27 protein-coding genes are annotated in these 26,997 nt (G+C 67.2%); 15 read left to right on the top strand and 12 right to left on the bottom strand.

Annotated elements, in window-relative coordinates; all coding sequences use genetic code 11:
* A partial coding sequence (locus NUV79_RS11770; RefSeq protein ID WP_257733268.1) for a hypothetical protein occupies positions 1-360 on the top strand: 360 nt, incomplete at its 5' end.
* Between the two features lie 57 nt (positions 361-417).
* Here the strand turns inward: NUV79_RS11770 and NUV79_RS11765 are convergent.
* From NUV79_RS11765 to NUV79_RS11745, 5 genes are read right to left on the bottom strand one after another with little or no spacing between them, the layout of a single operon-like run.
* The gene (locus NUV79_RS11765) at positions 418-1,323 is read right to left on the bottom strand and encodes a polysaccharide deacetylase family protein (protein WP_257733266.1); all 906 of its coding nucleotides are present in this window, start codon (positions 1,321-1,323) and stop codon (positions 418-420) included.
* Positions 1,324-1,334: 11 nt separating this feature from the next.
* Positions 1,335-3,047 carry a dipeptide ABC transporter ATP-binding protein gene (locus NUV79_RS11760; protein WP_257733265.1) on the bottom strand — a complete coding sequence of 571 codons (1,713 nt, stop codon included), beginning with the start codon at positions 3,045-3,047 and terminating at the stop codon, positions 1,335-1,337.
* Positions 3,044-3,922, bottom strand: a complete 879-nt coding sequence (locus NUV79_RS11755) for an ABC transporter permease (protein ID WP_257733264.1) — start codon at positions 3,920-3,922, stop codon at positions 3,044-3,046. Before NUV79_RS11755 ends, NUV79_RS11760 begins: the two co-directional genes overlap by 4 nt.
* Positions 3,919-4,893: an ABC transporter permease gene (locus NUV79_RS11750; protein ID WP_257733263.1), complete on the bottom strand. Its 975-nt coding sequence runs from the start codon at positions 4,891-4,893 to the stop codon at positions 3,919-3,921. Before NUV79_RS11750 ends, NUV79_RS11755 begins: the two co-directional genes overlap by 4 nt.
* Positions 4,894-4,915: 22 nt before the next feature.
* On the bottom strand, positions 4,916-5,617 hold the full coding sequence (locus NUV79_RS11745; protein WP_257733262.1) for a creatininase family protein: 702 nt from the start codon (positions 5,615-5,617) through the stop codon (positions 4,916-4,918).
* 139 nt (positions 5,618-5,756) lie between these two features.
* Here NUV79_RS11745 and NUV79_RS11740 point away from each other — a divergent pair, with 139 nt between their 5' ends.
* The 5 genes from NUV79_RS11740 (at position 5,757) to NUV79_RS11720 (ending at position 10,697) form a co-directional block, all read left to right on the top strand.
* Entirely contained in the window at positions 5,757-6,293 is a 537-nt protein-coding gene (locus NUV79_RS11740) for a MarR family winged helix-turn-helix transcriptional regulator (protein WP_257733261.1), read from the top strand.
* Between the two features lie 25 nt (positions 6,294-6,318).
* The gene (locus NUV79_RS11735; protein ID WP_257733260.1) at positions 6,319-7,911 is read left to right on the top strand and encodes an ABC transporter substrate-binding protein; all 1,593 of its coding nucleotides are present in this window, start codon (positions 6,319-6,321) and stop codon (positions 7,909-7,911) included.
* A gap of 76 nt (positions 7,912-7,987) precedes the next feature.
* Positions 7,988-8,935 (top strand): isoaspartyl peptidase/L-asparaginase family protein, encoded by a 948-nt coding sequence (locus NUV79_RS11730; protein WP_257733259.1) that lies wholly within the window; start codon positions 7,988-7,990, stop codon positions 8,933-8,935.
* A complete protein-coding gene (locus NUV79_RS11725; protein ID WP_257733258.1) occupies positions 8,932-9,969 on the top strand; it encodes a ketopantoate reductase family protein in 1,038 nt (345 codons plus the stop codon). Before NUV79_RS11730 ends, NUV79_RS11725 begins: the two co-directional genes overlap by 4 nt.
* Positions 9,942-10,697, top strand: coding sequence for an SDR family NAD(P)-dependent oxidoreductase (locus tag NUV79_RS11720; RefSeq protein WP_257733257.1), 756 nt, complete (start codon positions 9,942-9,944; stop codon positions 10,695-10,697). Before NUV79_RS11725 ends, NUV79_RS11720 begins: the two co-directional genes overlap by 28 nt.
* Positions 10,698-11,088: 391 nt before the next feature.
* Here the strand turns inward: NUV79_RS11720 and NUV79_RS11715 are convergent, their stop codons facing one another.
* Genes NUV79_RS11715 through NUV79_RS11700 form a run of 4 tightly spaced genes read right to left on the bottom strand, consistent with a single transcriptional unit; the run spans position 11,089 to position 13,025 of the window.
* Positions 11,089-11,523 (bottom strand): VOC family protein, encoded by a 435-nt coding sequence (locus NUV79_RS11715; RefSeq protein ID WP_257733256.1) that lies wholly within the window; start codon positions 11,521-11,523, stop codon positions 11,089-11,091.
* A gap of 32 nt (positions 11,524-11,555) precedes the next feature.
* Positions 11,556-12,038: a DUF1579 domain-containing protein gene (locus tag NUV79_RS11710; RefSeq protein ID WP_257733255.1), complete on the bottom strand. Its 483-nt coding sequence runs from the start codon at positions 12,036-12,038 to the stop codon at positions 11,556-11,558.
* A 53-nt stretch (positions 12,039-12,091) separates the two neighbouring features.
* Positions 12,092-12,637 carry an SRPBCC family protein gene (locus NUV79_RS11705; protein WP_257733254.1) on the bottom strand — a complete coding sequence of 182 codons (546 nt, stop codon included), beginning with the start codon at positions 12,635-12,637 and terminating at the stop codon, positions 12,092-12,094.
* A 40-nt stretch (positions 12,638-12,677) separates the two neighbouring features.
* Positions 12,678-13,025, bottom strand: coding sequence for an ArsR/SmtB family transcription factor (locus NUV79_RS11700; RefSeq protein WP_257733253.1), 348 nt, complete (start codon positions 13,023-13,025; stop codon positions 12,678-12,680).
* Positions 13,026-13,181: 156 nt separating this feature from the next.
* On the opposite strand from NUV79_RS11700, the gene NUV79_RS11695 reads away from it, so the two are divergent.
* Positions 13,182-14,636 (top strand): AMP nucleosidase, encoded by a 1,455-nt coding sequence (locus NUV79_RS11695; RefSeq protein WP_257733252.1) that lies wholly within the window; start codon positions 13,182-13,184, stop codon positions 14,634-14,636.
* Between the two features lie 9 nt (positions 14,637-14,645).
* On the opposite strand, the gene ubiB is transcribed toward NUV79_RS11695, so the two are convergent.
* Both ubiB and ubiE read right to left on the bottom strand, forming a co-directional pair.
* The gene (gene ubiB / locus NUV79_RS11690) at positions 14,646-16,202 is read right to left on the bottom strand and encodes a 2-polyprenylphenol 6-hydroxylase (protein ID WP_257733251.1); all 1,557 of its coding nucleotides are present in this window, start codon (positions 16,200-16,202) and stop codon (positions 14,646-14,648) included.
* Between the two features lie 16 nt (positions 16,203-16,218).
* Positions 16,219-16,980 carry a bifunctional demethylmenaquinone methyltransferase/2-methoxy-6-polyprenyl-1,4-benzoquinol methylase UbiE gene (gene ubiE / locus NUV79_RS11685; RefSeq protein ID WP_257733250.1) on the bottom strand — a complete coding sequence of 254 codons (762 nt, stop codon included), beginning with the start codon at positions 16,978-16,980 and terminating at the stop codon, positions 16,219-16,221.
* A gap of 114 nt (positions 16,981-17,094) precedes the next feature.
* On the opposite strand from ubiE, the gene mutM reads away from it, so the two are divergent.
* Positions 17,095-17,991 carry a bifunctional DNA-formamidopyrimidine glycosylase/DNA-(apurinic or apyrimidinic site) lyase gene (gene mutM, locus NUV79_RS11680; RefSeq protein ID WP_257733249.1) on the top strand — a complete coding sequence of 299 codons (897 nt, stop codon included), beginning with the start codon at positions 17,095-17,097 and terminating at the stop codon, positions 17,989-17,991.
* Positions 17,992-18,033: 42 nt separating this feature from the next.
* Here the strand turns inward: mutM and NUV79_RS11675 are convergent, their stop codons facing one another.
* Entirely contained in the window at positions 18,034-18,375 is a 342-nt protein-coding gene (locus NUV79_RS11675) for a hypothetical protein (protein ID WP_257733248.1), read from the bottom strand.
* A 903-nt stretch (positions 18,376-19,278) separates the two neighbouring features.
* Between NUV79_RS11675 and NUV79_RS11670 the strand changes: the two genes are divergently transcribed.
* From NUV79_RS11670 to NUV79_RS11640, 7 genes are all read left to right on the top strand, one after another.
* Positions 19,279-20,052 (top strand): enoyl-CoA hydratase, encoded by a 774-nt coding sequence (locus NUV79_RS11670; RefSeq protein ID WP_257733247.1) that lies wholly within the window; start codon positions 19,279-19,281, stop codon positions 20,050-20,052.
* A 108-nt stretch (positions 20,053-20,160) separates the two neighbouring features.
* Entirely contained in the window at positions 20,161-21,144 is a 984-nt protein-coding gene (locus NUV79_RS11665; protein WP_257733246.1) for a threo-3-hydroxy-L-aspartate ammonia-lyase, read from the top strand.
* Positions 21,145-21,325: 181 nt separating this feature from the next.
* Entirely contained in the window at positions 21,326-21,592 is a 267-nt protein-coding gene (gene rpsT, locus NUV79_RS11660) for a 30S ribosomal protein S20 (RefSeq protein ID WP_061970750.1), read from the top strand.
* 781 nt (positions 21,593-22,373) lie between these two features.
* A complete protein-coding gene (dnaA, locus tag NUV79_RS11655; protein WP_257733245.1) occupies positions 22,374-23,894 on the top strand; it encodes a chromosomal replication initiator protein DnaA in 1,521 nt (506 codons plus the stop codon).
* A 153-nt stretch (positions 23,895-24,047) separates the two neighbouring features.
* Entirely contained in the window at positions 24,048-25,163 is a 1,116-nt protein-coding gene (dnaN, locus tag NUV79_RS11650) for a DNA polymerase III subunit beta (protein WP_257733244.1), read from the top strand.
* A gap of 10 nt (positions 25,164-25,173) precedes the next feature.
* Entirely contained in the window at positions 25,174-26,301 is a 1,128-nt protein-coding gene (gene recF / locus NUV79_RS11645) for a DNA replication/repair protein RecF (protein WP_257733243.1), read from the top strand.
* Between the two features lie 76 nt (positions 26,302-26,377).
* Positions 26,378-26,992 (top strand): LysE family translocator, encoded by a 615-nt coding sequence (locus NUV79_RS11640; RefSeq protein WP_257733242.1) that lies wholly within the window; start codon positions 26,378-26,380, stop codon positions 26,990-26,992.
* The last annotated feature ends 5 nt before the right edge of the window (positions 26,993-26,997 follow it).

Below are 26,997 nucleotides of genomic sequence, written 5' to 3'. Positions count from 1 at the left end.
CTGGGGAGCGGGCATGGCGGGAGGCTGCGGCCGGGGCGCGGCCGGAGCTGGCTGCATCTGCGGCGGGCGCGGCGCCTGCGGCTGGGCAGGCGCAGCCGGGGCAGCGGGCCGTTCCGGACCACGCTGCTGGCCGGGCTGTCCACCTTGTGGAGGCTGCGGCCGCTGCCGTGGCGCGCGGGGATCATTGTCTCCGGCGGCGGGGGCCTGTGCGACCCGGTATCCGGCCTCGGCGAAGGCCTGCCCGGCTTGCGAAAGGACGAGGGCCGGCAGGACGGTCCCGACCAGCAACCAGCGTTTCGTGCGCATCTTTATTCCCGTCGTTCGTTTCAACGTGCGGGTATCAGGCCGCTTCCGGCCTGAACCCCCGATGAAGCGAAAACGGCGGGAATCGGGCAGCGGTTCCCGCGCTGCGGCGTTTCAGAGGCCGGTCTCAGCCTTCACATAGGCCGCGATCTCGGCATGGGTCGCGAACCAGCAATCACCCTTCGCCTTGGCCAATCGGACCAGCTCCTCGAGGATCCAGAAGCGCGAGCGATAGGTGATGACATGCGGATGCATGGTCAGCAGGAAGAGCCCGCCCTCGGCATAGGCGCCCTCGAACTCGCGGCGGAAAATGTCGAAGACCGCCTCCGGCGACGTATAGGGTCGGAGCGCCTGGAAGCGGTTCATGCTGAGATAAGGCGCGTCGTCGCGGATCCATTCGACCGGCAGTTCGACAATGCCGGTCGGCTCGCCCTTCTCGACGATCTCATAGGGGTCGTCATCGGCGAAGAGCGAGGAATCGTAGAGCAGGCCGAGCTCGCGCTCGATCGAGAGCGTCACGTCGGAAAAGTCCCAGGACGGCGTGCGCATGCCGACGGGCCGAACACCGGTGACCTTCTCCAGCGTATCGGCCGAGCGCAGGTGCAATTCGCGCTCGTTTTCGGGCGGCACGGCCGTATTGACCTCGTGAATCCAGCCATGGAGACCGATCTCATGGCCGGCGCCGATAATGCGGCGCTGCTCTTCCGGATAGAGCAGGGCGGTGACGGCCGGCACGAAGAAGCTCGCCGGGATGTCCTGCCGTTTCAGGAGGTCGAGGATGCGCGGCACGCCGACGCGGTTGCCGTATTGGCCCCAGGACAGGCGCCCGACCGACTTGCCGCCGTCGCGCAATTCGTTGGTTTCGTGATCGACATCGAAGGAAAGAGCGACCGCGCAGCGCGCGCCGTTCTTCCATTTCGCGGGCTTGAGATTGCGGCCGGCGCGGACCTGCTCGACCTTGCCGCGCCAGACCTCTTCCGGCCATTGCCAGGGCAGGAGTTCATCGGGCTGGCTCGTCATGGCGGCTCTCCTCAGGTCGTCGCAGCGCCCGGCAATACCGGCACGGCGGCGAGCAGGCGCTTGGTGTAGTCGTGCTGCGGATGGTCGTAGACCTCACCCGCCGGGCCGCTCTCGACGATCCGGCCGCGATACATGATGGCGACGCGGTCGCAGAGATGGCGGACGACCGAGAGGTCGTGCGAAATGAAGATCAGCGTCAGGTCGAGTTCCTGCCTGAGCCGGATCAGCAGGTTGATGATCTGCGCCTGGATCGAGACGTCGAGCGAGGCGACCGGCTCGTCGCAGACGACGACATCGGGCTGCATCGCGAGCGCGCGGGCAATGGCGACGCGCTGGCGCTGCCCCCCTGAGAACTGATGCGGGTAGCGATCCGCGAAATCAGGGTTCAGCCCGACCGCCGCCAGCCATTGCCGGACATAGTCCTTCGCCTGCGCGCGCTCGACGAGCCCATGCGCCAATGGCCCCTCGGCGATGCTGTCACCGACCGTCATGCGCGGGTTGAGCGAGGCGAAAGGGTCCTGGAAGATGGTCTGGACGCGCGTCGTGACCTTGTGCGGCGGCTCGCCCGCGCTCATCACCGGTGCGCCATCGATACGGACGGAGCCGCTGTCGGGGGCATAGATGCCGGCGGCGACGCGCCCGAGCGTCGACTTGCCGGAGCCGGATTCGCCGACGAGGCCGAGCGCCTCGCCGCGCTTCAGCACCAGCGTGACGTCGTCGACCGCCTGCACGGCGGCCGGCGGCCTGGACAGGCCGATCTTCTGGGCGAGCTTGCGGAACAGGCCCGGTGTCCCGGCGAAACGCTTGGCGACATGCTCGATGCGAACATAGTGCGTGGCATCGGCGACGGCGGGCGGTGCCTGCTTCACGGCGCGCGGCGGCGGCGCGACATCGGAACCGACGCCGCCGGCCAGGAGCTTGCCGGGCTCGGAGCGCGAAGGCAGCGCGTCGAGCAGGGCCTGCGTATACGGGTGCTGCGGATGGGTCAGCACGTCGAGCGTCGGCCCGGCCTCGACGACCCTGCCGTGGCGCATGACGCAGACATGATCGGCCAGTTCCGCGACCACGGCGAGATCATGGCTGATCCAGATCAGCGCCGTGCCGAGTTCGGCGACGAGCTCCTTCATCTCGGCGAGGATTTCGGCCTGCACGGAGACATCGAGCGCGGTCGTCGGCTCGTCGCAGATGATCAGCTTCGGCCGGTGCAGCAGGGCGATCGCGATGGCGACGCGCTGGCGCATGCCGCCGGAGAACTGGTGCGGGTAGAAATCGACCTTGGCCTCGGCATCGGGAATGCGGACCTGCGCCAAGGCCGCGACGGCGCGGCGGCGCGCCTCGGCACCGGAGACCGCCTGATGCGCTTCCAGGGCCAGCCTGATCTGCGTGCCGATGGTCAGCATCGGGTTCAGCGTCATCATCGGGTCCTGGAAGACCATCGAGATCTGCTTGCCGCGGACCTTGCGCAATGCGGCAGGCGGCAGGCCGGTGAGTTCCCGCCCCTCCAGCTTGACCGAGGAGCCTGGCTCGACGCGGCCGGGCGGATCGATCAACCCGATGATCGAGAAGCCGGTGATGCTCTTGCCCGAGCCGGATTCGCCGACGAGGCCCATCACCTCGCCGCGCTTCAGCGCGAAGGAGACGCCATCGACCGCCTTCACCAGGCCGGCGCGAGCGTGGAAATGCGTGGCGAGGCCAGTGACTTCGAGGAGAGGCGCGTCGCTCATCGCTTCAGCCTCGGATTGACCTGATCGCGGATGCGGTCGCCGACGAGGTTGATGGCGACGATCAGCACGATGAGCGCGATGCCGGGATAGATCGAGATCCAGTAGCGGCCGGAGAGCATGTACTGGAAGCCGTTGGCGATGAGCATGCCGAGCGAGGGCTCGGTCACCGGCAGGCCGACGCCGAGGAAGGAGAGCGTCGCCTCCAGCGCGATGGCATTGGCCACCTGCACGGTCGCGACCACGATCAGGGGCGGCAGGCAGTTCGGGAAGATATGGCGCAGCACGACGCGCCAGCCCGGCAGCGGCGTCGAGAGGACGGCCTCGACATAGTCCTTGCCGCGCTCGGCCGAGGCCGCGCCATGGGCGGTGCGGGCGAAATAGGCATATTGCGCGGCCGCGAGCGCGGCGATGAGCTGCACCTTCCCCTGCCCCAGCAAGGCAGAGAGCACCAGCGCCAGCAGGATCGCCGGGAAGGCGAGCTGCAGATCGATGACGCGCATGATGAAGGCTTCGCGGCGCCCGCCGGCATAGGCCGCGCCGATGCCGAGCGCGACGCCCAGCGTGAAGGCGATCGCGCCGGCGACCAGCCCCATCTGGAGGGAGATGCGCAGGCCGTAGAGGATGGCCGAGAGCAGGTCACGCCCCTGCGCGTCGGTGCCGAGCCAATGGGTGTAGCCGCCTTCGCCGACGAAACCGGGCGGGCGACGCGCATCGGAGAGCGAGAGATTGGCGAGGTCGTAAGGGTTCTGCGGCGCGACCAGCGGCGCGAGCAGGGCGATGCCGATGATCAGCACGACGACGGCGAGCGCGATGACCGCCGTCCTGCTTTCGCGGAATTCGGCCCAGAAGCGGGCGACGGGAGAGGCGTTCTTCATCGTGCGCCTCCTTTCCGCAACCGCGGATCGAGCCCGACATAGGCGAGGTCGACGAGGAAGTTGATGGTGATGAAGACGAAGGCGACGAGCATGAGATAGGCGACCATCACCGGCCGGTCGAGCGACTGGATGGAATCGATGATCAGCTTGCCGATTCCGGGCCAGGAGAAGATCGTCTCGGTGACCACGGCGAAAGCCAGCGTCGAGGCGAATTCGAGACCGAAGACGGTGACGAGCGGGATCGCGATCAGCCTGAGCACATGCCGGCGCAGCACCGTCCACTCGGACAGGCCGGCTGCACGGGCGAATTTCACGGTGTCGGAGAGCATGGTCTCGCGCGTGCCGGCGCGGGCAAGGCGCGTCATCAGGGCGAGCTTGAAGAAGGCGAGGTTCAGCGCCGGCAGCAGCAGATGGCTTAGGCCGTTCAGCGTCAGGAAGCTCCATTCGACGCCGAGGATCGGGACGGTCTCGCCGCGGCCGCCGGCCGGCAGCCATTGCAGTTCGACGGCGAAGGCCATGATCAGGACGAGGCCGATCCAGAAGGTCGGCACCGAGAAGCCGAGGATCGAGACCGTCATGATCAGCTTCGAGGCAAAGCTGTCCGGCCGGTAGCCGGCATAGATTCCGGCGGGGATGCCGATCAAGGCCGCGCCGCAGACCGCGGCCAGCGTCAATTCCAGCGTCGCCGGCAGGCGCGACAGGATCAGGTCCATCACCGGCATGCCGAAGACGAAGGAGCGGCCGAAATCGCCGTGCAGCACGCGGCCGAGGAAGGTCAGGTACTGCTCCCAGAGCGGCCGGTCGAGCCCGTATTGGGCGATGGTCTGGAGGCGCAGCTCCTGGCTGACATCGGGGCCGATCAGCACGTCGATCGGGTTGCCGATCGCATAGACGCCGACGAAGACCAGCACCGACATGACGAGCATGACGACGAGCGCCTGCGCCAGCCGGACGGCGACATGGCCTAGCATCGGTGGAGCTTCCGGCGCGGCCTCACGGCCAGTTCTCCACCATCACGGCTCGCGTCTCCGCGACACCGACCTGCCAGAGCCGGAGCATCTCCTCGTCCGACCGCTGGTAGAGCCCGTGGAAATTGCCGTCGCCGAGGATTTCGCGGCGCTTGGCCGGGCTCGCGGCCTGATACTCGGCCGCGTTGAAGGGCGGCTTCAGCGTGTCGGGCATGGTGACGCCAGCGAGCCGCGTCCAGGGGAAGTTCTCCATCCAGGAGGCGTGCGAGGCCGCCGGATCGACCGCCTGGACCGCCGCCTGGAATTGCGGCGCCGCCCACCAATTGTGCAAGCGAATGCTGGCATCGGGATGCGCATCCAGCCATTCGGTCGCGAAGTTGAGGGCGGGAGAATTGCCGCCATGGCCGTTGACGAGGATGATGCGGCGGAAGCCCGAGCGATAGAAGCCGTCGAAGATGTCGCCGAGCAAGGCCGCATAAGTGCTCAGTTTCAGCGAGATGCTGCCGGGGAAATTCAGGAAGCCCGGCGTCAGGCCATAGGCCAGCACCGGAAAGACGGGAATGCCGAGCGGCTCGGCTGCCTCCTGCGCCACGCGCTCCGAGAGGATCACGTCGGTCGCGAGGCTCAAATAGGCGTGCTGCTCGACGCTGCCGAGCGGCAGGACGCAACGGTCATCCCGCTTCGCCTGGGCCTCGATCTGCATCCAGTTCAAGTCGGCGACACGCACGGCGCGATCCTTGCTTAGCTTCCGCAAGCGGTAGACAATCCGGCAGGCAGCGCGGACCACCCGTTGCAGGCATCCTTGACTCCGGCCTCCGGGAGCGTCAAGTTCCATTTGGAACTAAATCGGCCGAGAGATATTCCCGATGCGACGCGCGCCGACCTCTCCTTCCCGCGCCGATCCGGAGCGCGAGGCCGCATTGGCCGAGCTCGATCCGCTGACCGTGACCAAGCTCTGGGACAATCCCTGCTGGCTGTCCTTCCGGCTGAACTTCGTCGCCTTCCGCTTCAACGACCCGGTCTATCGCTGGATCGAGACGCGCTACGGCCTCGTCCGGCCGGAATTCGTCGCGCTCTACGCGGTGGGCCTGAAGGAAGGTGTCGCCGCCAAGAACATTGTCGCCTCTTCCGGCCTGCCGAAGAACACGCTCTCGCGCGCCGTGCAGAAGTTGCTGCAGCGGCGCCTGCTCAAGCGCGAGACCGATCCGGACGACCTGCGCAGCTATGTGCTCCATCTCACGCCGGCCGGACGCAAGATATTCGACGAGACCATGGTGCCGATGGTCGAGCACCAGACGGCGATGCTCGCCGGCCTCAGCGCGGACGAGCAGCGCCAACTCTGCGCCTTGATGGACAAGCTCGTCATCGCCTCGCCCGCCTGGCCTCAGGAACTCCAGTCATAACCACACAAAAACAGGGGATACCGTCATGACAATCGTGAAGAGCTTCCGCCTAGCCGCCGTCGCCGCCCTGCTCGGCGCCACCGTCTCGACCGGCGCACTCGCCCAGACGCTGACCATCGGCGTTCGCGCCGGTCCGGAATCGATCGACCCGCATTTCACCGCGACCGGCACCCATGCCGAGGCGCTGAAGCATGTCTTCGACACGCTGACCTGGTCGGGCGACAAGCTCCAGATCGAGCCGCGCCTCGCGCTGAGCTGGAAGACGCTGGAGCCGACGGTCTGGGAGTTCAAGCTGCGCCCCGGCGTCAAGTTCCATGACGGCTCGGACTTCACCGCCGAGGACGTGAAGTTCTCGATCGAGCGCATCCCGGTCGTCGCCGGGCCGAACCCGACGACGATCTATGTCCGGCGCGTGAAGGAGGTGAAGATCGTCGACCCGCTGACGGTCCATATCGTCACCGACGGGCCGGCGCCGAACCTGCCGAACGATTTCATCCGGCTCTTCATCGTCTCGCACAAGGCCGCCGCCGGCCTGACCAAGGACAATGCCAACGAGGCCTTCAATTCCGGCAAGGCGGCGGTCGGCACCGGCCCCTACAAGTTCGTCTCCTGGACGCCGAAGGACCAGATGGTTCTCGACCGCTTCGACGGCTACTGGGGCGCGAAGGAGCATTGGGCCAAGGTCGTCCGCAAGGAGCTGCCGAACGACGCCGCCCGCGTCGCCCAGCTCAAGGCGGGCCAGGTCGACATTATCGTGCGCGCACCGGCTTCCGACGTGCCGACGCTGAAGCGCGATCCCAAGCTCAATGTCGCGACGATCGAAAGCGTCTATCTCTTCAACATGGAGCTCGACATGCGGGACAAGTCCCCGCAGGTCAGCGCCAAGGACGGCTCGGCCCTGCCGAAGAATCCGCTGCAGGATGTCCGGGTGCGCGAGGCGATCGACCTCGCCATCGACCGACCGGCACTGGCGGAGATCGCGATGGAAGGGCTCGGCACGCCCGCCAACCAGCTGGTGACGCCGACCATCGCCGGCTTCAACAAGAGCCTGCCGGCGCTCAAGCCGGACCTCGCCAAGGCGAAGAAGCTGATGGAGGAAGCCGGCTATCCCAACGGCTTCAAGGTCGGCTTCTCCTTCACCAATGACCGCCTGCCCGGCGACCGGCAGGTCGGCACCTCGATCGCGCAGATGCTGGCGCGCATCGGCATCGAGGTGAACGCCAATGCGCAGCCCGGCGCAGTGTTCTTCCCGGCGCGCCTGCGCGGCGATTTCTCGCTGTCGATGTCCGGCTGGGGCACGCTGACGGGCGAGGCGAACTACACGCTCTCCTCGGTGGTCCATTCCAACGACCCGGCCAAGAAGCTCGGCGCCTTCAACGTGCTCGGCTACAAGAATGCCGAAGTCGACAAGCTGATCGAGGACGCGGCCGTCGAGATGGACGAGGCCAAGCGCAACCAGATGCTGTCCGACGCCGCCGCGATCATCGCCAAGGACCGGCCGCGCCTGCCGATCGCCGCCGTCGGCTCCGCCTGGGCGATGCAGAAGGACAAGGTGACGATCACCCCGCGCGTCGACGAGGACACGCTGGCGATGGACATCAAGCCCGCCAAGAAGTAACGGGGCCGCCTTCCAAGCCCTGGCCGGCTCAAGCCGGCCAGGGCGGATCACGTTCAAGACCCGACAGGATACCGACATGACCCTCGCGCTTGCCATCCATGGCGGCTGCGGCACCTTGCCGAAAGCCGAGATGACGGAGGCCGAATGGGCCCAGGCCCGGTCCGATCTCGCCAGCGCGCTCAGGGCCGGCTGGGCGATCCTGAGCAAGGGCGGCGCCGCTGTCGACGCCGTCGAGGCGGCCGTGCGGGTGATGGAGGATTCCCCGCATTTCAACGCCGGCCACGGCTCCGCCTTCAACACCGAGGGCGAGCATGAGCTGGACGCCTCGATCATGGACGGGGCGACGCTGGCGGCCGGCGCGATCTGCGGCGCCAAGCGCATCCGCAATCCGATCGTGGCCGCCAAGGCGCTGATGTTGCGCGGCGATCCCGTGCTGCTCGCCGGCCCTGCCGCCGATGACTTCGCCGAGCATGAAGGCGTCGACACCGTCGCAAACGAGCATTTCTCGACCGAGCGGCGGCGCAAGAACCTCGCCTCGATGAAGCTGCGCGAGATCGTCGGCACCGCCGCCGAGGCGAGCGAGGCCGAGAAGCACGGCACGGTCGGGGCCGTCGCCTGCGACGCTGAGGGCCACCTCGCCGCCGCGACCTCGACCGGCGGCTATACCAACAAGCCGGTCGGCCGTGTCGGCGATTCCCCGATCATCGGCGCCGGCACCTATGCCCGTGACGGGCGCTGCGCCGTCTCCGGCACCGGCAAGGGCGAGTATTTCATCCGCTACTGCGTCGGCCATGAGATCGCGTCGCTGATCGCCTATAAGGGCCTCTCGCTGGAAGCGGCGACGGACGCCGTCCTGGCCGAGCTCTCCGAGCACAAGATCGGCGCGGGACTCGTGGCGGTCGGCGCCGATGGCGGAATCGTCGCCCCCTACAACACCGAAGGCATGTATCGGGGATGGGTGACGGCAGACGGCCTGATCCATGTCGCCACGCATGACCATGTCGAGCTGGCGGGGCAGGCGTGAGCGAGCCCATCCTGATCTGGGGCGCCGGCGCCATCGGCGGCACGCTCGGGGCCTATTGGGCGCGGGCCGGCATTCCGGTCCTGCTCGTCGATATCGTCGCGGAGCATGTCGAGGCCTGCCGGACCAAGGGCCTCGCCATCACCGGACCGGTCGAGGCATTCACGCAGATCGTCCCAGCCGCAACGCCGGCTGAGCTGACCGGCCGCTACAGCCGTATCGTGCTCGCCGTGAAGGCCGGCGCGACGGAAGCGGCGCTCGCCGCGTTGAAGCCGCATCTGACTGATGAAGGCTTCGTGCTCTCCGCCCAGAACGGGCTGAACGAACTCGCCATCGCGAGGGCGGTCGGCGAGCGGCGCACGATGGGCTGCTTCGTCAATTTCGGCGCCGACTGGCTCGGGCCAGGCGAGATCCTCTACGGCAATCGCGGTGCTACGGTCGTCGGCGAGATCGACGGATCGATCAGCCCGCGCGCGACCGAGATGCACCGGCTGATGCAGCTGTTCGAGCCCGACGCGATTCTGACCGACAACATCTTCGGCTATCTCTGGGGCAAGCTCGCCTATGGCGCGATGCTGTTCGGGACGGCGCTGACCGATGATTCGATGTCAGCGAACTTCGCCGATCCGCAGCGGCTGCCGGTCTGGCTCGCGCTCGGGCGCGAGGTCGGTGCGGTCGCGGCGAAGCGCGGCGTGACCTCGCTCGGCTTCGGCGAATTCGACCCGATGGTCTTCGCGCCCGGCCGGCCGGAAGCCCCGCAGGTCGAGACCATTCGCTGGCTCGCGCACTACACGTCGCAGACGGCCAAGACCCATTCCGGCATCTGGCGCGATCTCGCCGTGCGCAAGCGCAAGACCGAGGTCGACCCGCAGATCGGCGTCATCGCCATGCTCGGCCGCGAGGTCGGCATCGCGACGCCCGCGATCGAGACGCTGGTTTCGCTGATCCACGACATCGAGGACGGCCGCCGCCCGATGGCCTTCGAGACGCTCAAGGTATTGATCGACCAATGCAGATCCGCTTCGACGGCCGCGTAGCACTCGTCACCGGCGCAGCCCAGGGCATCGGGCGCGCGATCGCCGCTGCGCTGGCGGAAGCGGGCGCGCGCGTCCATCTCGCCGATATCGACGAGGGCGGTGTGCAGGCCGCCGCGAAAGCGATCGGCGCGACCGGCCATGCCGCCGATCTCGGCTCGCCCGAAGACGCACAGGCGCTGGTGCGGGAGATCGTGGCTGCGGATGGCCGGCTCGACCTTCTCGTCCATGCCGCCGGCGGGGTGCGCGGACAGGTCGGACGGGCGATCGAGGCGATTTCCGAGGGGGATTGGCGTGTGATCTTCGCCGCCAATGTCGATGCCGCCTTCTTTTTGGCGCAGGCGGCGGCGCCCGCGATGAAGCAGGCCGGCTATGGACGCATCGTGACGATCTCGTCGGGCGCGGGCTTGAGGCCGAGCCTCACCGGCATCCAGGCCTATGCCAGCGCCAAGCATGCGCTGGTCGGATTGACCAAGCAGCTCGCCTGGGAGTTCGGCCCGCATGGCATCACCGTGAACTCGGTGGCGCCGGGCTTCGTGCGCTCCAATCCCGCGAGCGAGCGGCAATGGCAGAGCTATGGGCCGGAGGGGCAGAAGAAGCTTGTCGAGAGCATCCATACCCGCAGGCTCGGCACGCCCGAGGACATCGCCAACGCCACGCTGTTCTTCCTGAGCGAGCAGGCCGGCTGGATCAGCGGGCAGGTGCTCTCGGTGGATGGCGGGCGGTCGTAGCGGCCGCACCATTCGGGGAAGGCCGCGCTGACGACGAGAAAAGCGTGTCATCCCGTGCGCGCTGCAGCATGCCAATGCTGCTGCGCAGACCCGGGATCGTGTGCAAGAAGAGGCGCCTCTCTGGGGCGCGCGCAGAAAAGACGCCCTTTTCCGGGGACGGTCCCGTGTCTGCGCAGCGGCACTGCGCGCCGCAGCACGCACGGGAAGACAGCGGTGGTACGGTCACCCGGTCGACGCTGGTCCAAGGGCCTACACCTCACCCCTGCCCCTCTTACTGATCTCGGCTGTTGCCGAGATCAGCACTTCAAGTGTCGAAGTCGGCAACAGCCGACTTCGATGCAGGAGAGGGGTTCCCCGCGCCTGCCTTGGTTGGCCGGGGGCTCGAATGCGGTCAACCGCAATTCGCCTGATCGGCCGGCATGTCCGCGCCAACCATCCAGTTGGTGCCGAAGCGGTCGATCAGCATGCCGAAGCGCGGCGACCAGAAGGTCTCGCCGATCGGCATGGTGATCTTGGCGCCGCCCTCGGACAGGCCAGCGAAGATGCGGTCCGCCTCCTCCGGCGTCGGCACGCTGACGCTGACCGAGACCGAGCGCATCGGGCCGTCGCTGTTGTTCGGCGGCGCGTCCGAGGCCATCAGCAATTGGCCCTCGATCTCGAGGCAGGCATGCAGGATCTTATCGCGCCATTCCGCCGGGACATGCTCCTCGGCCGGCGTGCCCTTGTGGTCCATCATGGCCTGGATCGTGCCGCCCAGGACCTTGTGATAATGGGTGAAAGCCTCGCGGCAATTGCCCTCGAACATCAGATAGGTCGACAGTTTCATCGCGTATCCTCCTGCGTGCCTGTGGGAAGCGCTCAGCGCTTGCGGTGGTAGTTGGCGGCCATGAACTCGCTCCACTGGCCGTCCGGGCCAAGCGCCCGCGAGGTCAGGGTGCGGTGGTCAGGCGACAGGAAGGTGATGATGTCCTGATACTTCGTCATCGAGCCGTCGCCGGTCATGCTCGGCCCCTCGGTGTCGAGGACCAGCGACTTGCCGTCGGCCGAGAGCGCGCCGTCATAGGTCCACATCATCGTCATCATCGAGGCGACGAAGCTGCCGACGAAGCGGCCCCTGGCCGGGTCGAAGCCGAGGGTCATCAGGCTGGTGACCGGCTTGCCGTCAGGCCCTTCGCCTTGCCCCTCGCCCAGCGTCCAGAGCCCGCCGAGCGAGCGCACGCTCTCCGTACCCTTCGACGAGGAAGGCGGCTGGTCCGGCCCCATCGAGCAGTTCATCTCGGCGGTCCAGTCGCCGATCAGCTGGTGGAGCCACTCATGTTCCTTCTGCGGTTCGCCCATCATGGTCTCTCTCCTCTGGTTTCTCGTTCTCTGGGTGATCGGGATTATGCGCCGCCTCAGGCGGCGCGCTCGGCCGCGGCCTTCATGGCCTTGAGACCGCTTTCGAAATCGCCGCCGACCATGCGATCCATGTCCATGAAGACATGCATGATCTTGGCCGCGAACGGCGTCGGGCCGGTCATGATCCAGGTCACGTTCGTCTGCTGACCCTGCGGGGTCAGTGCGAAGACGACGTCGTTATGCGCCTCGAAGGGCTTGAGGAAATCGAGCTTGAGCCCAAGCTTGCCCGGCACCTGGGCCTCGGTGATGCGCATGCTGCCTTCGCCGACATTCTTGTCGCCGGCCCAGGCATAGGTCGCGCCGACGCCGGTCTCCGGCCCGCCGAAGCTGCGCTTCATCGCGGGGTCCTTCTTCTCCCAGGGCGACCAGGCGCCCCAGGCCCGGAAGTCGGCGATCAGCGGATAGATCCGCTCCGGCGCGGCATTGATCGCGATGGAACGCGTGACCTGGAAGGTATCGGGCTTGCGGGCGGCCAGGACGAGCACGACGACGGCGCCAGTCGCGACGAGGCCGAGCAGGGTCAGAAGAATGGTCTTGAGCATGACGAGCACCTGAAACTGAGCAAAAGGAATGGCTTTGGCGTCAAACGCCGGGTTCATCGGGTAGTTTCGCCTTGATCTCGCGGAGCATCTCGTCCAGCCGCCCCAGGCTTTGGTCCCAGAAACGGCTGTAATGCTCCAGCCATTGCGAGACGTCCTGCAGCGGGCCGGGGTCGAGCCGGCAAGGTCGCCACTGGGCTTCCTTCCCCCGCGTGATCAGCCCGGCGCGCTCCAGCACCTTCAGGTGCTTGGAGACCGCCGGCAGGCTCATCGCGAAGGGCTCGGCCAGTTCCTTCACCGAACTCTCGCCTTGCGACAGCCTGGCCAGGATGGCGCGGCGCGTCGGGTCGGCGAGGGCTGCGAAGGTCAGGCTGAGCGGGTCCGTCGACATCTTATGAAACCGATCAGTTAATTAACTGATCGGTTTACTAATCGCATTCCTCCTGCCTGTCAACCGGGCTGGGCCGCAAGCTGGCGCGAACCACCGCCGGTTGTTGTCAGGAGCGCGGACACGCGGCTAGAACCGGAGAGAGAATGAGGAGGGTTCATGAGCTTCGAGACCGCAGCGACACCGGAAGCCGCCGTGGACCGGCTCGAACGGCTCTATGACGAGGCGCGCTCGGCCTTGCGCAGCGACCTGCAGCGCTTCTTCGACACCGGCGAGGCGCCGACGCCCGAGGACCGGGAGCGCTATCGCTACCCGATGCTGCGCGTGACCTATGAGCCCTCGAAGCTGCCGGCGGCGACGCGGCGCGGCTACGCCAAGTTCGCGGTGCCCGGCATCTATTCGACCACGGTGACCCAGCCGGCCGAGTTCCGCGCCTATCTGCTCGACCAGCTCAAGCCGCTCGTCGCCGAATATGGCGCGACGATCGAGACCGGCGTCAGCACGCAGGAAATCCCCTACCCTTACGCGCTCGAAGGCGGCGACGAACTGGGGCGCGGCAAGATCACTGCCGCCGAGCTCGCGCGCTATTTCCCGACACCGCTGCTGGCGCTGGTCGGCGACGAGATCGCGGATGGCACCTACGAGCTGATCGAGGGCGAGCCGCGTCCGCTTTCACTCTTCGACGCGGTCCGTGTCGATTACTCACTGCGCCGGCTGGTGCATTACACCGGCACCGACTGGCGGGCAGTGCAGCCCTGGGTGCTCTTGACCAACTACCATCGCTATGTCGACCAGTTCGTCCGGCTCGGCCTCGCCGAGATCGAGGCGGGCACGGCCGAGGCCCTGGTCGCGCCGGGCGGCATCCGCATCGACAAGGACGGGATCGACGTCTCGGCGGCCGAGCGGGTGATGTCGGCGCCCTGGCACCGCTTCCAGATGCCGGCCTATCACCTGATCCGGAAGGGCGGCGAGGGCGTGACGCTGGTCAATATCGGCGTCGGCCCCTCCAACGCGAAGAACATCACCGACCATCTCGCGGTGCTCCGGCCGAATTGCTGGCTGATGGTCGGCCATTGCGGGGGCCTGCGCCAGACCCAGATCATCGGCGACTATGTGCTGGCCCATGCCTATCTCCGGCAGGATCGCATCCTTGACGATCTCGTGCCGCCGGATATTCCGATTCCGGCGCTGGCCGAGGTGCAGGTCGCGCTCCAGCAGGCCGCCGCCGACATCACCGGCGAAAAGGGCGACCGGCTGAAGCAGCGTCTGCGCACCGGCACCGTCGTGACCCAGGACGATCGCAACTGGGAATTGCAATGGACCAAGGAGCGGCGGCGCATCAACCTGTCGCGCGCCATCGCAGTCGACATGGAATCCGGCACGATCGCGGCGCAGGGCTATCGGCTTCGCGTGCCCTACGGCACGCTGCTCTGCGTCTCCGACAAGCCCTTGCACGGCGAGATCAAGCTGCCGGGCGCGGCCAACGCCTTCTACGAGCGCGCCGTCGGCGAGCATCTGCGGATCGGGCTCGACGCGCTGGAGAAGCTGAAGGTCACCGGCTCGGCGATCCATTCGCGCAAGCTCAGGAGCTTTGACGAGCCGCCGTTCCGGTAAGCGCTGGCCTCAGCCGAAAACGCCGTAGGCCAACAGCCCCGCGATCACCCAGAGCGCGATATTGCCCCAGCGGTTGCGCCGGGCCTCGGCCCGGCCGATCGCCTCGACGCTGCGTTCGTCGAGCGAGAAGCCGTGGCGCGAGGCGTCCTCGAGTTGGCCGAGCACGCGCTCGGCCCGGATGACCGTGTCGGGCAGGGTCGCGAGCGAGCCGAGCAAGGAACGGGCGCCGCGGCCGGCATCCGCCAGCTTGCCGAGGGGACCCAGATTCTCGGTGATCCAGCTCCGCACCACCGGATCGGCCGTGCCCCACATGTCGAGATGCGGGTCGAGCGAGCGGGCGACGCCCTCGACCACCACCATGGTCTTCTGGAGCATCACGAGCTCGGTGCGGGTCGCCATGTCGAACATGCCGGTGATCTCGAAGAGCAGGGTCAGGACCTTGGCCATCGAGATCTGGTCGGCGCGCTTGTCATGGATCGGCTCGCCGACGGCGCGGATCGCCTGGGCGAAATCCTCGACATCGTGATGGGCCGGGACATAGCCCGCCTCGAAATGTACTTCCGCCACGCGGCGATAATCGCGGGTGATGAAGCCGAGCAGGATTTCGGCGAGGAAGCGTCGCTCCTTCAGGCCGAGCCTACCCATGATGCCGCCATCGACCGCGACGAGACGCCCCTCCGCGTCGACGAAGAGATTGCCGGGATGCATGTCGGCATGGAAGAAGCCGTCGCGGATCGCGTGCTTCAGGAAGGACTGGATGATCTTGCGGGCCAGTTCCGGCAGATCATGGCCGGCAGCGCGCAGGCCCTCGACATCGGAAAGGCGGACGCCGTCGATCCATTCGTCGACCAGCATCTCCCGCGCCGTGAGCTGCCAATCCGGCTCCGGCACACGGAAGTCGGCGTCGTCCTTGGTATTCTCGGCGAATTCGGACAGCGCGGCGGCTTCGAGCCGCAGGTCCATCTCCATCGCGACCGAGCGCGCCAGGGTCTCGACCACGCCGGTGAAGCGCAGGCGCCGCGCCTCGGGAGAACGCGCCTCGGCCATTTCGGCACCGAAGCGCATCGCGGCGAGATCGCGGTTGAAGCGGTCGCGGATGCCGGGACGCAGGATCTTCACCGCGACCTCGCGGCCATCCTTCAAGCGGGCGCGATGAACCTGGGCGATCGAGGCGGCGGCGACCGGCTCGCTGAATTCGGGAAACAGCGTCTCCAGCTTCACGCCATGGGCTGCTTCGACGATGGCGCGGGCCTCGGCCATCGGGAAGGCCGGCATCCGGTCCTGCAGGGCGGAGAGGTCCTGCGCGATCTTCATGCCGACGACATCGGGCCGCGTCGCCAGGAACTGGCCGAACTTCACATAGGACGGGCCGAGCCGGGTCATCGCCGCCGCGAGCCGCGTCGCGGAGGAGCCGGCGCCACGCCGCTCGATCAGGCGACCGACGCGGATCAGGCCGCGCGCCAGTGGCGGCAGCACGGAGGGGTCGACCAGCGCCAGCGCGCCCTCGCGCGCCAGCACGAAGCCGACGCGCGCGCCGCGCAGCATGTGGAAGAAGGAGGAGATCATGCCGCCTGAGCCAGCATCACAGCTTCCAGCCGGAATGCAGCGCCACGACGCCGCCGGTCATGGCTGTGAACTTCGCGCGGCGGAAGCCGGCATCCTCGATCATCCCCGCGAAAGCCTGCGGCTTCGGGAACTTGCGGATCGACTCGACGAGATACTGGTAAGGCTCGGCCTCGCCGGTGACCATGCGGCCCATCGGCGGGATGACCTTGAAGGAATAGGTCTCGTAGATCTTGTCGAGCAGGGGCACGTCGACATGGCTGAATTCGAGGCAGAGGAAGCGCCCGCCGCGCTTCAGCACGCGCCAGGCCTCGGCCAAAGCCTTGTCGATCTGCGGCACGTTCCGGATGCCGAAGGCGATGGTGTAGCAGTCGAAATGATTGTCGGGCAGGCCGAGCACCTCGGCATTGCCCTGAACGAAGCGGATGCGATCATCCTCCGGAAAACGCTTGTCGGCGCGCTCGCGCCCGACGCGCAGCATGTCGGCATTGATGTCGAGCACGGTGACATCGGTCTGAGAGCCGCCGGCCTCCAGAACCGAAAAAGCGACGTCACCCGTGCCGCCGGCGACATCGAGATGGTGGAAGGGCCGGTCCTTGGCCGGATTGATCGCGGTCAGGAGCGCGCTCTTCCAGGCCCGGTGCAGGCCGCCCGACATCAGGTCGTTCATCAGGTCGTAGCGGTTGGCGACCTTGTGGAAGACGTCGTCGACCTTCGCCTGCTTCTCGGCAAGCTTCACCGTCTCGAAGCCGAAATGGGTGGTGTCGGAGGCTGCTGTCACGGTCGGGCCGGCCTTGTGCAAATCTGTCTTGTCTTCGCTTGTGCCGATCAATAGCCAAAGGCGGCGGGCTTGTCGCGGGCCCTCTCGACGCAGGCTTTACAAGAGAGTTCAGGGATGCCGGAGCTACCCGAGGTCGAAACCGTCCGACGCGGGCTGGAGCCCGCGATGCTGGGCGAGCGCTTCCAGCGCGTCGAGCTGCGCCGGCCGAACCTGCGCTTTCCCCTGCCCGAGCGCTTCACCGAGCGCCTGACCGGGCGGCGGATCGAGGCCCTGTCGCGGCGAGCGAAATACCTGATCGCCGATCTCGACGACGGCGCGGCGCTCGTGATGCATCTGGGCATGAGCGGGCGTTTCATCGTCGAGGCGCCCGGCACGCCGCCGACCGAGCCCGGCTCCTATTATAATGAGATCGGCCGGCATCTGATCCATGACCATGTCGTGTTCGAGATGGGGACCGGCGCGCGCGTCACCTATAACGACGTGCGCCGCTTCGGCTTCATGGACCTCGTGCCGCGGGCCGAACTCGCGACATCCAAACATTTCGCGGGGATGGGGATCGAGCCGCTCGGCAACGAACTCTCCGGCGAGACGCTGGCAAAGCTCTTTGCGGGCAAGTTCGCGCCCTTGAAGGCCGCGCTGCTCGACCAGCGGCTCGTGGCGGGCCTCGGCAATATCTATGTCTGCGAGGCCTTGTTCCGTGCCGGGCTCCACCCGGAAGCGGAAGCCGGCACGATCGCGACGCCCACAGGCCGGCCGCGCGAGAAGGCGCATGAGCTCGCCCGCATCATCCGCGAGGTGCTGGAAGAGGCGGTCGCGGCTGGCGGCTCGACGCTGCGCGACTTCGCCCATGCCGACGGCTCGCTCGGCTATTTCCAGCACCGCTTCAAGGTCTATGACCGCGAGGGCGAGGTTTGCGTCACGCCGGGCTGCGGTCAATTGGTGAAGCGGTTGGTGCAGTCGGGGCGCTCGACGTTTTATTGCGAGAGCTGTCAGAAGCGGGCGGTTCGCTAGGGGCGCGCAGTCCGCATGGGGTCGGGGGCGGACGCCACCTACCTAGAACGCAGACAAGAACTGCATTCTATCGATGCGACGATTCCAACTCTCAAGATTGCGCCCCGCGTCGAAGTACATCTCAATTCGATGGAGTTCGGTGTCGTCACAGTGGAGCATGATCGTAGCTTCGGAATCGTCGATCGTCGCACCGGCGCTGAGAGTGCGGGTAGGATTTTGGAGCGGATGAGCAAGCACCGCACCCTTCACGTCGATAAATGCACCAATATTGCTATATTCTACGGCTTGAATAGCTGCGGAGCCCTCATCCGACTTAAGATGCGGTGAGGCTGCCGCGAGGCACTCATTTACAAACAGCGCGAGATCATTCTTGATTTCGATCACGCTATTTTCCCTTCGTAGAAAGACGCCGACGGCTCTTTTCTCGATCCTAGCTAGTTGGCCGGGGGATGTCTGCAATTGGAGAGCGGACATTCCCCAAAACTAATCCCCGCCCTTGCAACCTGTGCCTATCCTCGCTCCACCTCACCCCGAGGGGCGGCCATCCGGAGGCAAGCTGCATGGCGGGGCGGGGGCGGCGCCCTGCGGCCGGGTTTGCACCCCGGACTCGGGAGGCTGCGGGGCACCGCCCTGGGGGTACTACGGCCCCTGTGCGAGGAGCTCGCTGGAAGGCTCGGGATATCCGAGGCCGGACGTGGAACGGGTGACGAGGCGATGAGCCGAACTGATCCGTGGACCGCGCCGGGCATGAGAAACCCCAGCCCGATAAGCGCGGCCCGTGGCTTTCAAATCGCCGGCAAGCGGAGCGCCACGGGGCGTGCGGAGGGTGGCTCAATCCTTCCGCGCCGCATCCTGGCTCAACGGAAGCGGCTCTCTATCCACCGCGCCTCGCGGCGCTCCGCTGCCTCTCATTGATGCACGAACGCGGTGACGCGGGCGGGCGACGATTCATGTGCGGGAACCATGGCGCGGAACCCCTCTCCTGTAAGGAGAGGGGCAGGGGTGAGGTGTAGGCCCTTGGACCAGCGCAGCACAAGGCTAACGGCGGCAGCGGCCGAGGCACGACTAAAGCGTTTTCCGCCCTGCCCTCACCCCTGCCCCTCTCCCACACGGGAGAGGGGTTCCCCGCGGTTCCCGCGCCACTCGCCACGAGATGGTCGGGACGAGCCCGACCATGACGGCAGGCGGCGGGGAGGCAGCGCGAATGCGCGGATGCGTGCGACGCGCATGGACCGCTCCTCCACCGCCCGCTAAAGCTGCCATCACAGGAGCATCCGGGAGGCCGCCATGGCTTATGAGACCATTCTCGTCGAGACGAAGGGCAAGGTCGGGCTGATCACGCTCAACCGCCCGCAGGCGCTGAACGCGCTGAACGGCCAGCTCATCGGCGAGATCAACCAGGCGCTCGACGGCTTCGAGACCGATGACGGCATCGGCTGCGTCGTCCTCACAGGCTCGGAGAAGGCCTTCGCCGCCGGCGCCGACATCAAGGAGATGCAGAGCCGCACCTTCCCCGGCACCTATCTCGACGACAAGTTTGAGGACTGGGACCGGATCGGCCGGCGCCGCAAGCCGATCGTCGCGGCGGTCGCGGGGTTCGCGCTCGGCGGCGGCTGCGAGCTCGCCATGATGTGCGATTTCATCATCGCCGCCGACAATGCCAAATTCGGCCAGCCCGAGATCAATCTCGGCGTCATCCCCGGCGCCGGCGGCACGCAGCGCCTGACCAAGGCGGTCGGCAAGGCCAAGGCGATGGACCTGATACTCACCGGCCGGATGATGAATGCCGAAGAGGCCGAGCGCTCGGGCCTCGTCGCCCGCGTCGTGCCGCTCGCCGATCTCCTCACCGAGACGCTGAAGGCGGCCGAGCAGATCGCGGCGAAGTCGCTGCCTTCCGTGCTGATGGCCAAGGAATCGGTCGAGCGCGCCTTCGAGGTGACGCTGCAGGAAGGCCTGCGCTTCGAGCGCCGCGTCTTCTCCTCGCTTTTCGCCACGCTCGACCAGAAGGAGGGCATGTCCGCCTTCGCCGAGAAGCGGAAGCCCGATTTCAAGAACGGCTGAGCGGCCGGCCATCGCCTGCCGCATGGCGGCGTCGAGCGGCACCGCCTTGATGAAGCGACACTCCTGCTGGCAGATAGCCCTCGTCTTTCGCCAGCAGGATCTCCCGCGATGAACGCCCAGACCGGACCGTCCCTCCCGACCTATGCCGATGTCGAGGCCGCGGCCATCAGGCTCAAGAGTATCGCCCATCATACGCCGGCGATGAGCTCGGCCACCGCCAACCGGCGCACGCAAGCCAGCCTCGTCTTCAAGCCCGAGAACCTGCAGCGCATGGGCGCCTTCAAGTTCCGCGGCGGCTACAATGCGATCGCCTCGCTCAGCCCCGAGCAGAAGAAGGCCGGCGTCGTCACCTATTCCTCCGGCAACCATGCCCAGGCCATCGCCTATGCCGGCCAGCTGCTCGGCGTGCCGACCACGATCATCATGCCGAACGATGCTCCGGCCGCGAAGGTCGCCGCGACCGAGGGCTATGGCGGGCAGGTCATCCGCTATGACCGCTACAAGGAGAACAGGCTCGAGATCGGCAACAAGCTCTCGGCCGAGCGCGGGCTGACGATCATCCCGCCCTACGACCATCCTGACGTCATCGCCGGCCAGGGTACCGCGACCAAGGAATTGATCGAAGATGCCGGCCCGCTCGACATCCTGCTCGTGCCGCTCGGCGGCGGCGGCCTGCTCGCCGGCGCGGCGCTCGTAGCCAAGGCGCTGAACCCGGGCTGCCGCGTCTTCGGCGTCGAGCCGGAGGCCGGCAACGATGGCCAGCAATCCCTGCGCAAGGGCGAAATCGTCGCGATCGGCGTGCCCAAGACCATCGCTGACGGGGCGCAGACCGCCTTCCTCGGCGACCTGACCTTCCCGATCATCCAGCGCGAGGTCGAGGATATCGTCACGGTCAGCGACGACGCCCTCGTCGACGCGATGCGCTTCTTCGCCGAGCGGATGAAGCTCGTGGTCGAGCCGACCGGGTGCCTGGCGGCGGCCGCCGCCTTCACCGGCGCCGTGCCGGTCGCAGGCAAGCGCGTCGGCGTCATTCTGTCGGGCGGCAATGTCGATCTGGCGGGCTTCGCCGCCTTTATCGCGCCCTCCGCGTGAGTTCGACGGGGCTGCCGCGATTCCGGCGTTGACGCCGGCCCGGCAAGCGACTATAGCCCCACCATTCGCGGCGGCCCGCGCAAGCACGGCCGCCGCGCACGTTTTTCCAGCAAGGATGCGGCCAGCCCCGCCGGCAATGACGCCAGGCGCCCGGTCGCGATGAAGAGACGAGGACGTTTCGATGGCCAATACGACGTCGGCCAAGAAGGCTACGCGCAAGATCGCTCGCCGCACCGAGGTCAACAAGGCGCGCCGCTCGCGGATGCGCACCTTCCTGCGCAAGGTCGAGGAGGCGATCGCCTCCGGTGACAAGGCCAGCGCTGCCGAAGCCCTGAAGGCCGCCCAGCCGGAAATCATGCGCGCCGCGCAGAAGGGCGTGGTTCACAAGAACACCGCCTCGCGCAAGGTCTCGCGTCTCGCTCACCGCATCGGTGCGCTGGCTTCCTGAGCCAAAAGTTCTAGGCGTTTCGACGACCCGAAAGCCCGGCCGCAAGGCCGGGCTTTTTCGTTGGCTTCATGGCCTCTGTGGCGCACTCGCCACAGGCTCTGACGGAACAAAACAAAGCTGCTTTCAAGCTATTTTCGCAAGCTTTCCACGGCCTTGCGGACTTGACTCTCAGGCACCGTTCAGGGCGCGAAATCGCCCTTCGGGCCGGACTCTGCCGCTCATAAAAAGATGTGATTTTTCATCACCTTAGCAGGCAAAGCATTTTGGGCGACGGAATCGCGGCGACTCTGCGGCAGGCTTTTCGAGGCGACGCAAAAAAAGATTCGGGTGCTGCCGGAAAGCCCGACATGAAGAAAATCTTAAGTTCCCCAACCAATTGCGCCGCACATCCCCAGCCATCGCCACACCGGGCCGAGCCCGAGTCTCGAAAGCCGGCTGAAAGGGGTGTTGCAGCCCGTCGAGAGCGCCTTGTAAGGTCCCCCTCATCGCCGGGCGGACAGCAATGACCGCCGCGGGATTTCCAGAGATGATCAGCGTTTTGGCTCGCGACCATGGAGGTTGGAGGATGTGACCCTTTGTCTTTCTTGATCGAGATGAAGGGTGGCGTCGTCCCTCGGCGAGCCTTCCAAGCGTAATCAACAGAACCGGAACCGAAGCCCGTCGTGGCGCCATGCGCCAGTCGGGACCGGAACCATTTTGACCAGACATAAGCACCGGGACGACGGTCAGGAAGCGGCCGCCGAACCCTCAGTGCGGGCATTTTCAAAGAACGGGGCCATTGATGTTCGAGCGGCAGGATTTCGGAGACACGGTCGAGGCGGCGTCGGTGGTTGTGACGATCGCGGCTGAAGACTCGGCCGTCGTCCAGATCGAGGAGGTTTCGATTCAGGACGCATGGGAGCGCGTGCGCCGCCGCCTGCGGGCAGAGCTGGGCGAGGACGTTTTCTCGAGCTGGTTCGGCCGGCTGGAGATCGCGGGGATCGTCGAGGGCGTGGCCTATCTCACCGTCCCGACCCGCTTCCTGAAGAGCTGGCTCGAGGCGCATTATACCGAGCGTCTGCGGGTGAACTGCATGGCCGAATTGCCGGCGCCCAACGGCGTGATGCTCTCGGTGCGCACCGTATCGCGCGATCCGGCCGCCCAGCCGCAGATCGAGGCCCTGCGCAGCCGCCCCGCGACTGTCGCCGCCCCCGCCCCGACCGAGGCCGGCCGCCCCGCCGTCGCCGGCAGCCCGCAGCCCAGCGAGAGCGACCTCGTCGATGCCTGCGGCACGGCGCTCGACCGGCGCATGAGCTTCCAGAGCTTCGTCGTCGGCAAGTCGAACCAGCTCGCCTTCGCGGCGGCCGAGCGCATCGCCGCCGCGCCGGCGGGCCAGAGCCCCTATAATCCGCTTTATCTCCATGCCGGCGTCGGCCTCGGCAAGACGCATCTGCTGCAGGCGATCGCGCAGGAAGCGCGCCGCCAGGGCAAGCGCGTCGCCTATTTCACCGCCGACCGCTTCATGTACGGCTTCGTCGCCGCCCTGAAGTCGCAGACCGCGCTCGCCTTCAAGGAGAAGCTGCGCGGCATCGACCTGCTCGTCGTCGATGACGTGCAGTTCATCCAGGGCAAGTCGATCCAGCAGGAATTCGGCCACACGATCAACGCGCTGCTCGATGCCGGCAAGCAGATCGTCGTCGCCGGCGATCGCCTCGCTGGTGAGCTCGAGGCGCTCGACGAGCGCATCCGCTCGCGGCTCGGCGGCGGCCTGGTGGTCGAAGTGGGAGAACTCGACGAGACGCTGCGCGCCACGATCCTCTCCAGCCGGCTGGATGCGCTGCAGACCGCCCATCCGAACTTCCAGGTCAGCCCCGATGTCGTCGCCTATGTCTCGCGCGTCGTCGCGACCAATGGCCGCGACTTGGACGGCGCCGCCAACCGCCTGCTCGCCCATGCGACGCTGTCGGGCCAGCTCGTGACGCTGGAGACGGCTGAAGCGGCGATCCGCGACCTCGTCCGGACGCGCGAGCCGCGCCGCGTCAAGATCGAGGACATCCAGAAGCTGGTTGCGACGCGCTACAATGTCAGCCGCGCCGACATCCTCTCGGAGCGCCGCACCGCGGCGGTGGTGAAGCCGCGCCAGATCGCGATGTATCTGTCGAAGGCGCTGACCCCGCGCTCGCTGCCCGAGATCGGCCGCCGCTTCGGCGGGCGCGACCACACGACCGTGCTGCACGCCGTGCGCAAGATCGAGAAGGCCATCAGCGAGGATCGCTCGCTGCATGACGAGGTCGATCTGCTGAAGCGCATGCTGCAGGAGTGAGGCCTTCGGGGATTCACCACCCCCGTCAAATGGTTGTGGTTGCCGGAGTGGGCAGGCCTTGCGCCCCCGCCCGGCGTCCGGCAATGTCGCTGGCCATTCATTTCGGCTCGCGCGTTCGCGCGTGGGCGGCCAGCGCCAGAAGACTAGACAATCATGAAGGTCACGGTCGAACGTTCCACGCTGCTCAAGTCGCTCGGCCACGTGCATCGCGTGGTGGAGCGCCGCAACACGATCCCGATCCTGTCAAACCTGCTGCTCTCGGCCTCCGAGAACGGCCTGCGGCTGAAAGCGACCGATCTCGATATCGAGGTGGTGGAGACGATCCCCGCGGACGCGGCCGAGCCCGGCGCCACGACCGTTCCAGCCCATACCCTCTACGACATCGTCCGCAAATTGCCTGACGGCGCCCAGGTCTCGCTGGAGACGACCGGCGATAGCGGCCTCGTGCTGCGCTCGGGCCGCTCGCGCTTCCAGCTCCAGACCCTGCCCGAGAGCGATTTCCCGGATATCACCGCCGGCGAGATGGCCCATCGCTTCGTGCTGCCGGCCGGCGAGCTCAAGCGCCTGATCGACAAGACCCAGTTCGCGATCTCCACCGAGGAGACGCGCTACTATCTCAACGGCATCTATCTCCACACGATCGATGTCGATGGCCACCCGGTGCTCCGCGCCGTCGCAACCGATGGTCACCGCCTCGCCCGCGTCGACACCGCCGCGCCGAAGGGCTCGGTCGGCATGCCCGGCGTGATCGTGCCGCGCAAGGCCGTGTCCGAAATCCAGAAATTGCTGGAGGACGGCGAGAGCGAGGTCGCGGTCGAATTGTCCGGCTCGAAGATCCGCGTCGCCACGGCCAGCGTCGTGCTGACCTCGAAGCTGATCGACGGCACCTTCCCGGACTATCAGCGCGTCATCCCGAGCGGCAACGACAAGCGCCTGACCGTCGACAAGGGCGATTTCGCCGCGTCGGTCGATCGTGTCTCGACGATCTCGTCCGAGCGCGGCCGCGCCGTGAAGCTCTCCATGGCCGAAGGGCGCATGACGCTCTCCGTCACCAACCCGGATTCGGGCTCGGCGACCGAGGAGATCGAGGTCGATTACGAGGCGAGCCCGCTCGATATCGGCTTCAACGCCCGCTATCTCATGGATATCGCCGCCCAGCTCGACGGCGACACCGCCCTGCTCAAGCTCGCCGATCCCGGTTCGCCGACCGTGATCCAGGATCGCGAAGGCGCCTCCGCGCTCTATGTGCTGATGCCGATGCGCGTCTGATCCGGCGATCATGGCCGCCGTCGCGCGCCTGATCCTGCAGGATTTCCGTTCCTACGAGGCCCTCGATCTCCCGATCGAGGGCCAAATCGTTGCGCTCGCAGGCGAGAACGGAGCCGGCAAGACCAATATCCTCGAAGCACTCTCGCTGTTCACGCCGGGGCGGGGCCTGCGCCGCGCCGAGATCACGGCGATGGCGCGGCAAGGTGGCGACGGTTCGCTCGCCGCCTCGATCACGCTCGCCGACGAGGCGGGCCGGCTCGGCATCGGGCTGGGCCCGCTCGATGCGGAGGGACGCCGGCCGCGGCTCGCCCGGATCGACGGCGCCAATGCCGGCTCGGCGCTCGCCTTCAGCGACTATCTGCGCGTGGTCTGGCTGACGCCCGATCTCGATGGCCTGTTCCGGGGCGCGGCCGGCGACCGCCGCCGCTTCCTCGACCGGCTGGTGCTGGCGATCGACCCGAGCCATGCGACGCGCTCGAACGCGCTGGAGCGGGCGCTGCGCTCGCGCAATCGCATCCTGGAGGAGAGCCCCAATCAGGGGCAATGGCTCGACGCGGTCGAGCGTGAGGTCGCCGAGCTCGGCGTCGCGGTTGCGGCCGCGCGGGCCGAGACCGTGGCGCGGCTCTCCGCCATCATCGCCGAGACGCGCGACGAGGCCTCGCCCTTCCCCTTCGCCGATATCGCGCTCTCCGGCGAGATCGACGCGCTGGTCGCCCGCCTGCCGGCCGTCGATGCCGAGGATGCCTATCGCGACCTGCTGCGCCAGAGCCGCCATCGCGACCGGGCCGCAGGGCGCACGCTCACGGGGCCGCAGGCCTCCGACCTCGAAGTCCGGCACGGGCCGAAGGACATACCGGCAGGCCAGGGCTCGACCGGCGAGCAGAAGGCCCTGCTGATCGGGCTCGTGCTCGCCCATGCGCGGCTGGTCGCGGCGATGAGCGGGATCGCGCCGCTCGTCCTGCTCGACGAGATCGCGGCCCATCTCGATCCGCGCCGCCGCGGAGCGCTCTATGAGGGGCTGACGGGCCTCGGCTGCCAGGTCTGGATGACCGGGGCGGACGCTGCCCTGTTCGGCGACCTGCCGGCCGGCGCGCAGCGCTTTTCGGTCACGCCGGGGCGGATCGATCCGCTCGATTGATCGGTCAGGCCACGGCTTGCGATAGGACGGGTGCGGGCGTTCCTGCTAATCTCATGGGCAGTTTCGGAGGCTTTCCATGGACATTTCCAGCCTTGCCCTGTTCGCCGGCGTCTATTTCCTCGCCGTCGCCTCGCCCGGACCGGCGATTGCGGCGCTGGTCGCGCGCTCGCTGTCCTCGGGCTTCCGGCGGTCACTGCCGTTCCTCGCCGGCATCGTCATGGGCGATCTCGTCTGGTTCACGCTTACGGCGCTGGGCCTCAGCGTGCTCATGCAGAGCTTCCACGGCGTCTTCGTCGCGATCAAATATGCCGGCTGCGCCTATCTCCTCTATCTCGCCTACAAGGCCTGGACGGCTCCGGCCGAGGCGCCGAAGCCGTCCGCCGCCGCGCGCGGCGAGGGCATGCGTCTCTTCCTAGGCGGCATCGCGCTGACGCTCGGCAATCCCAAGGTCATGGTCTTCTTCCTGTCGATCCTGCCGCTGGTCATCGATCTCAACGCGATGAGCACGCTTGCCTTCGTCGAGGTCGCCGCGCTGATCGCCCCGATCATCACGGGGACGCTGATGGCCTATGCCTATGCCGCCGACCGGGCGCGGCGGCTCGTCGCCAGCCCGCGGGCGATGCGCTGGATCAACCGGATGACCGGCGGCGTGATGGCGGGCGCCGCCGCCGCGATCGCGACGCGGAGCTGACCGGC

Source organism: Allobosea sp. 47.2.35 (genome assembly GCF_024655635.1).
In the GTDB taxonomy this organism is placed as follows: Bacteria; Pseudomonadota; Alphaproteobacteria; order Rhizobiales; family Beijerinckiaceae; genus Allobosea.
The sequence above is the reverse complement of the archived record's forward strand: the minus strand, read 5'-3'. Positions and strand labels throughout refer to the sequence as shown.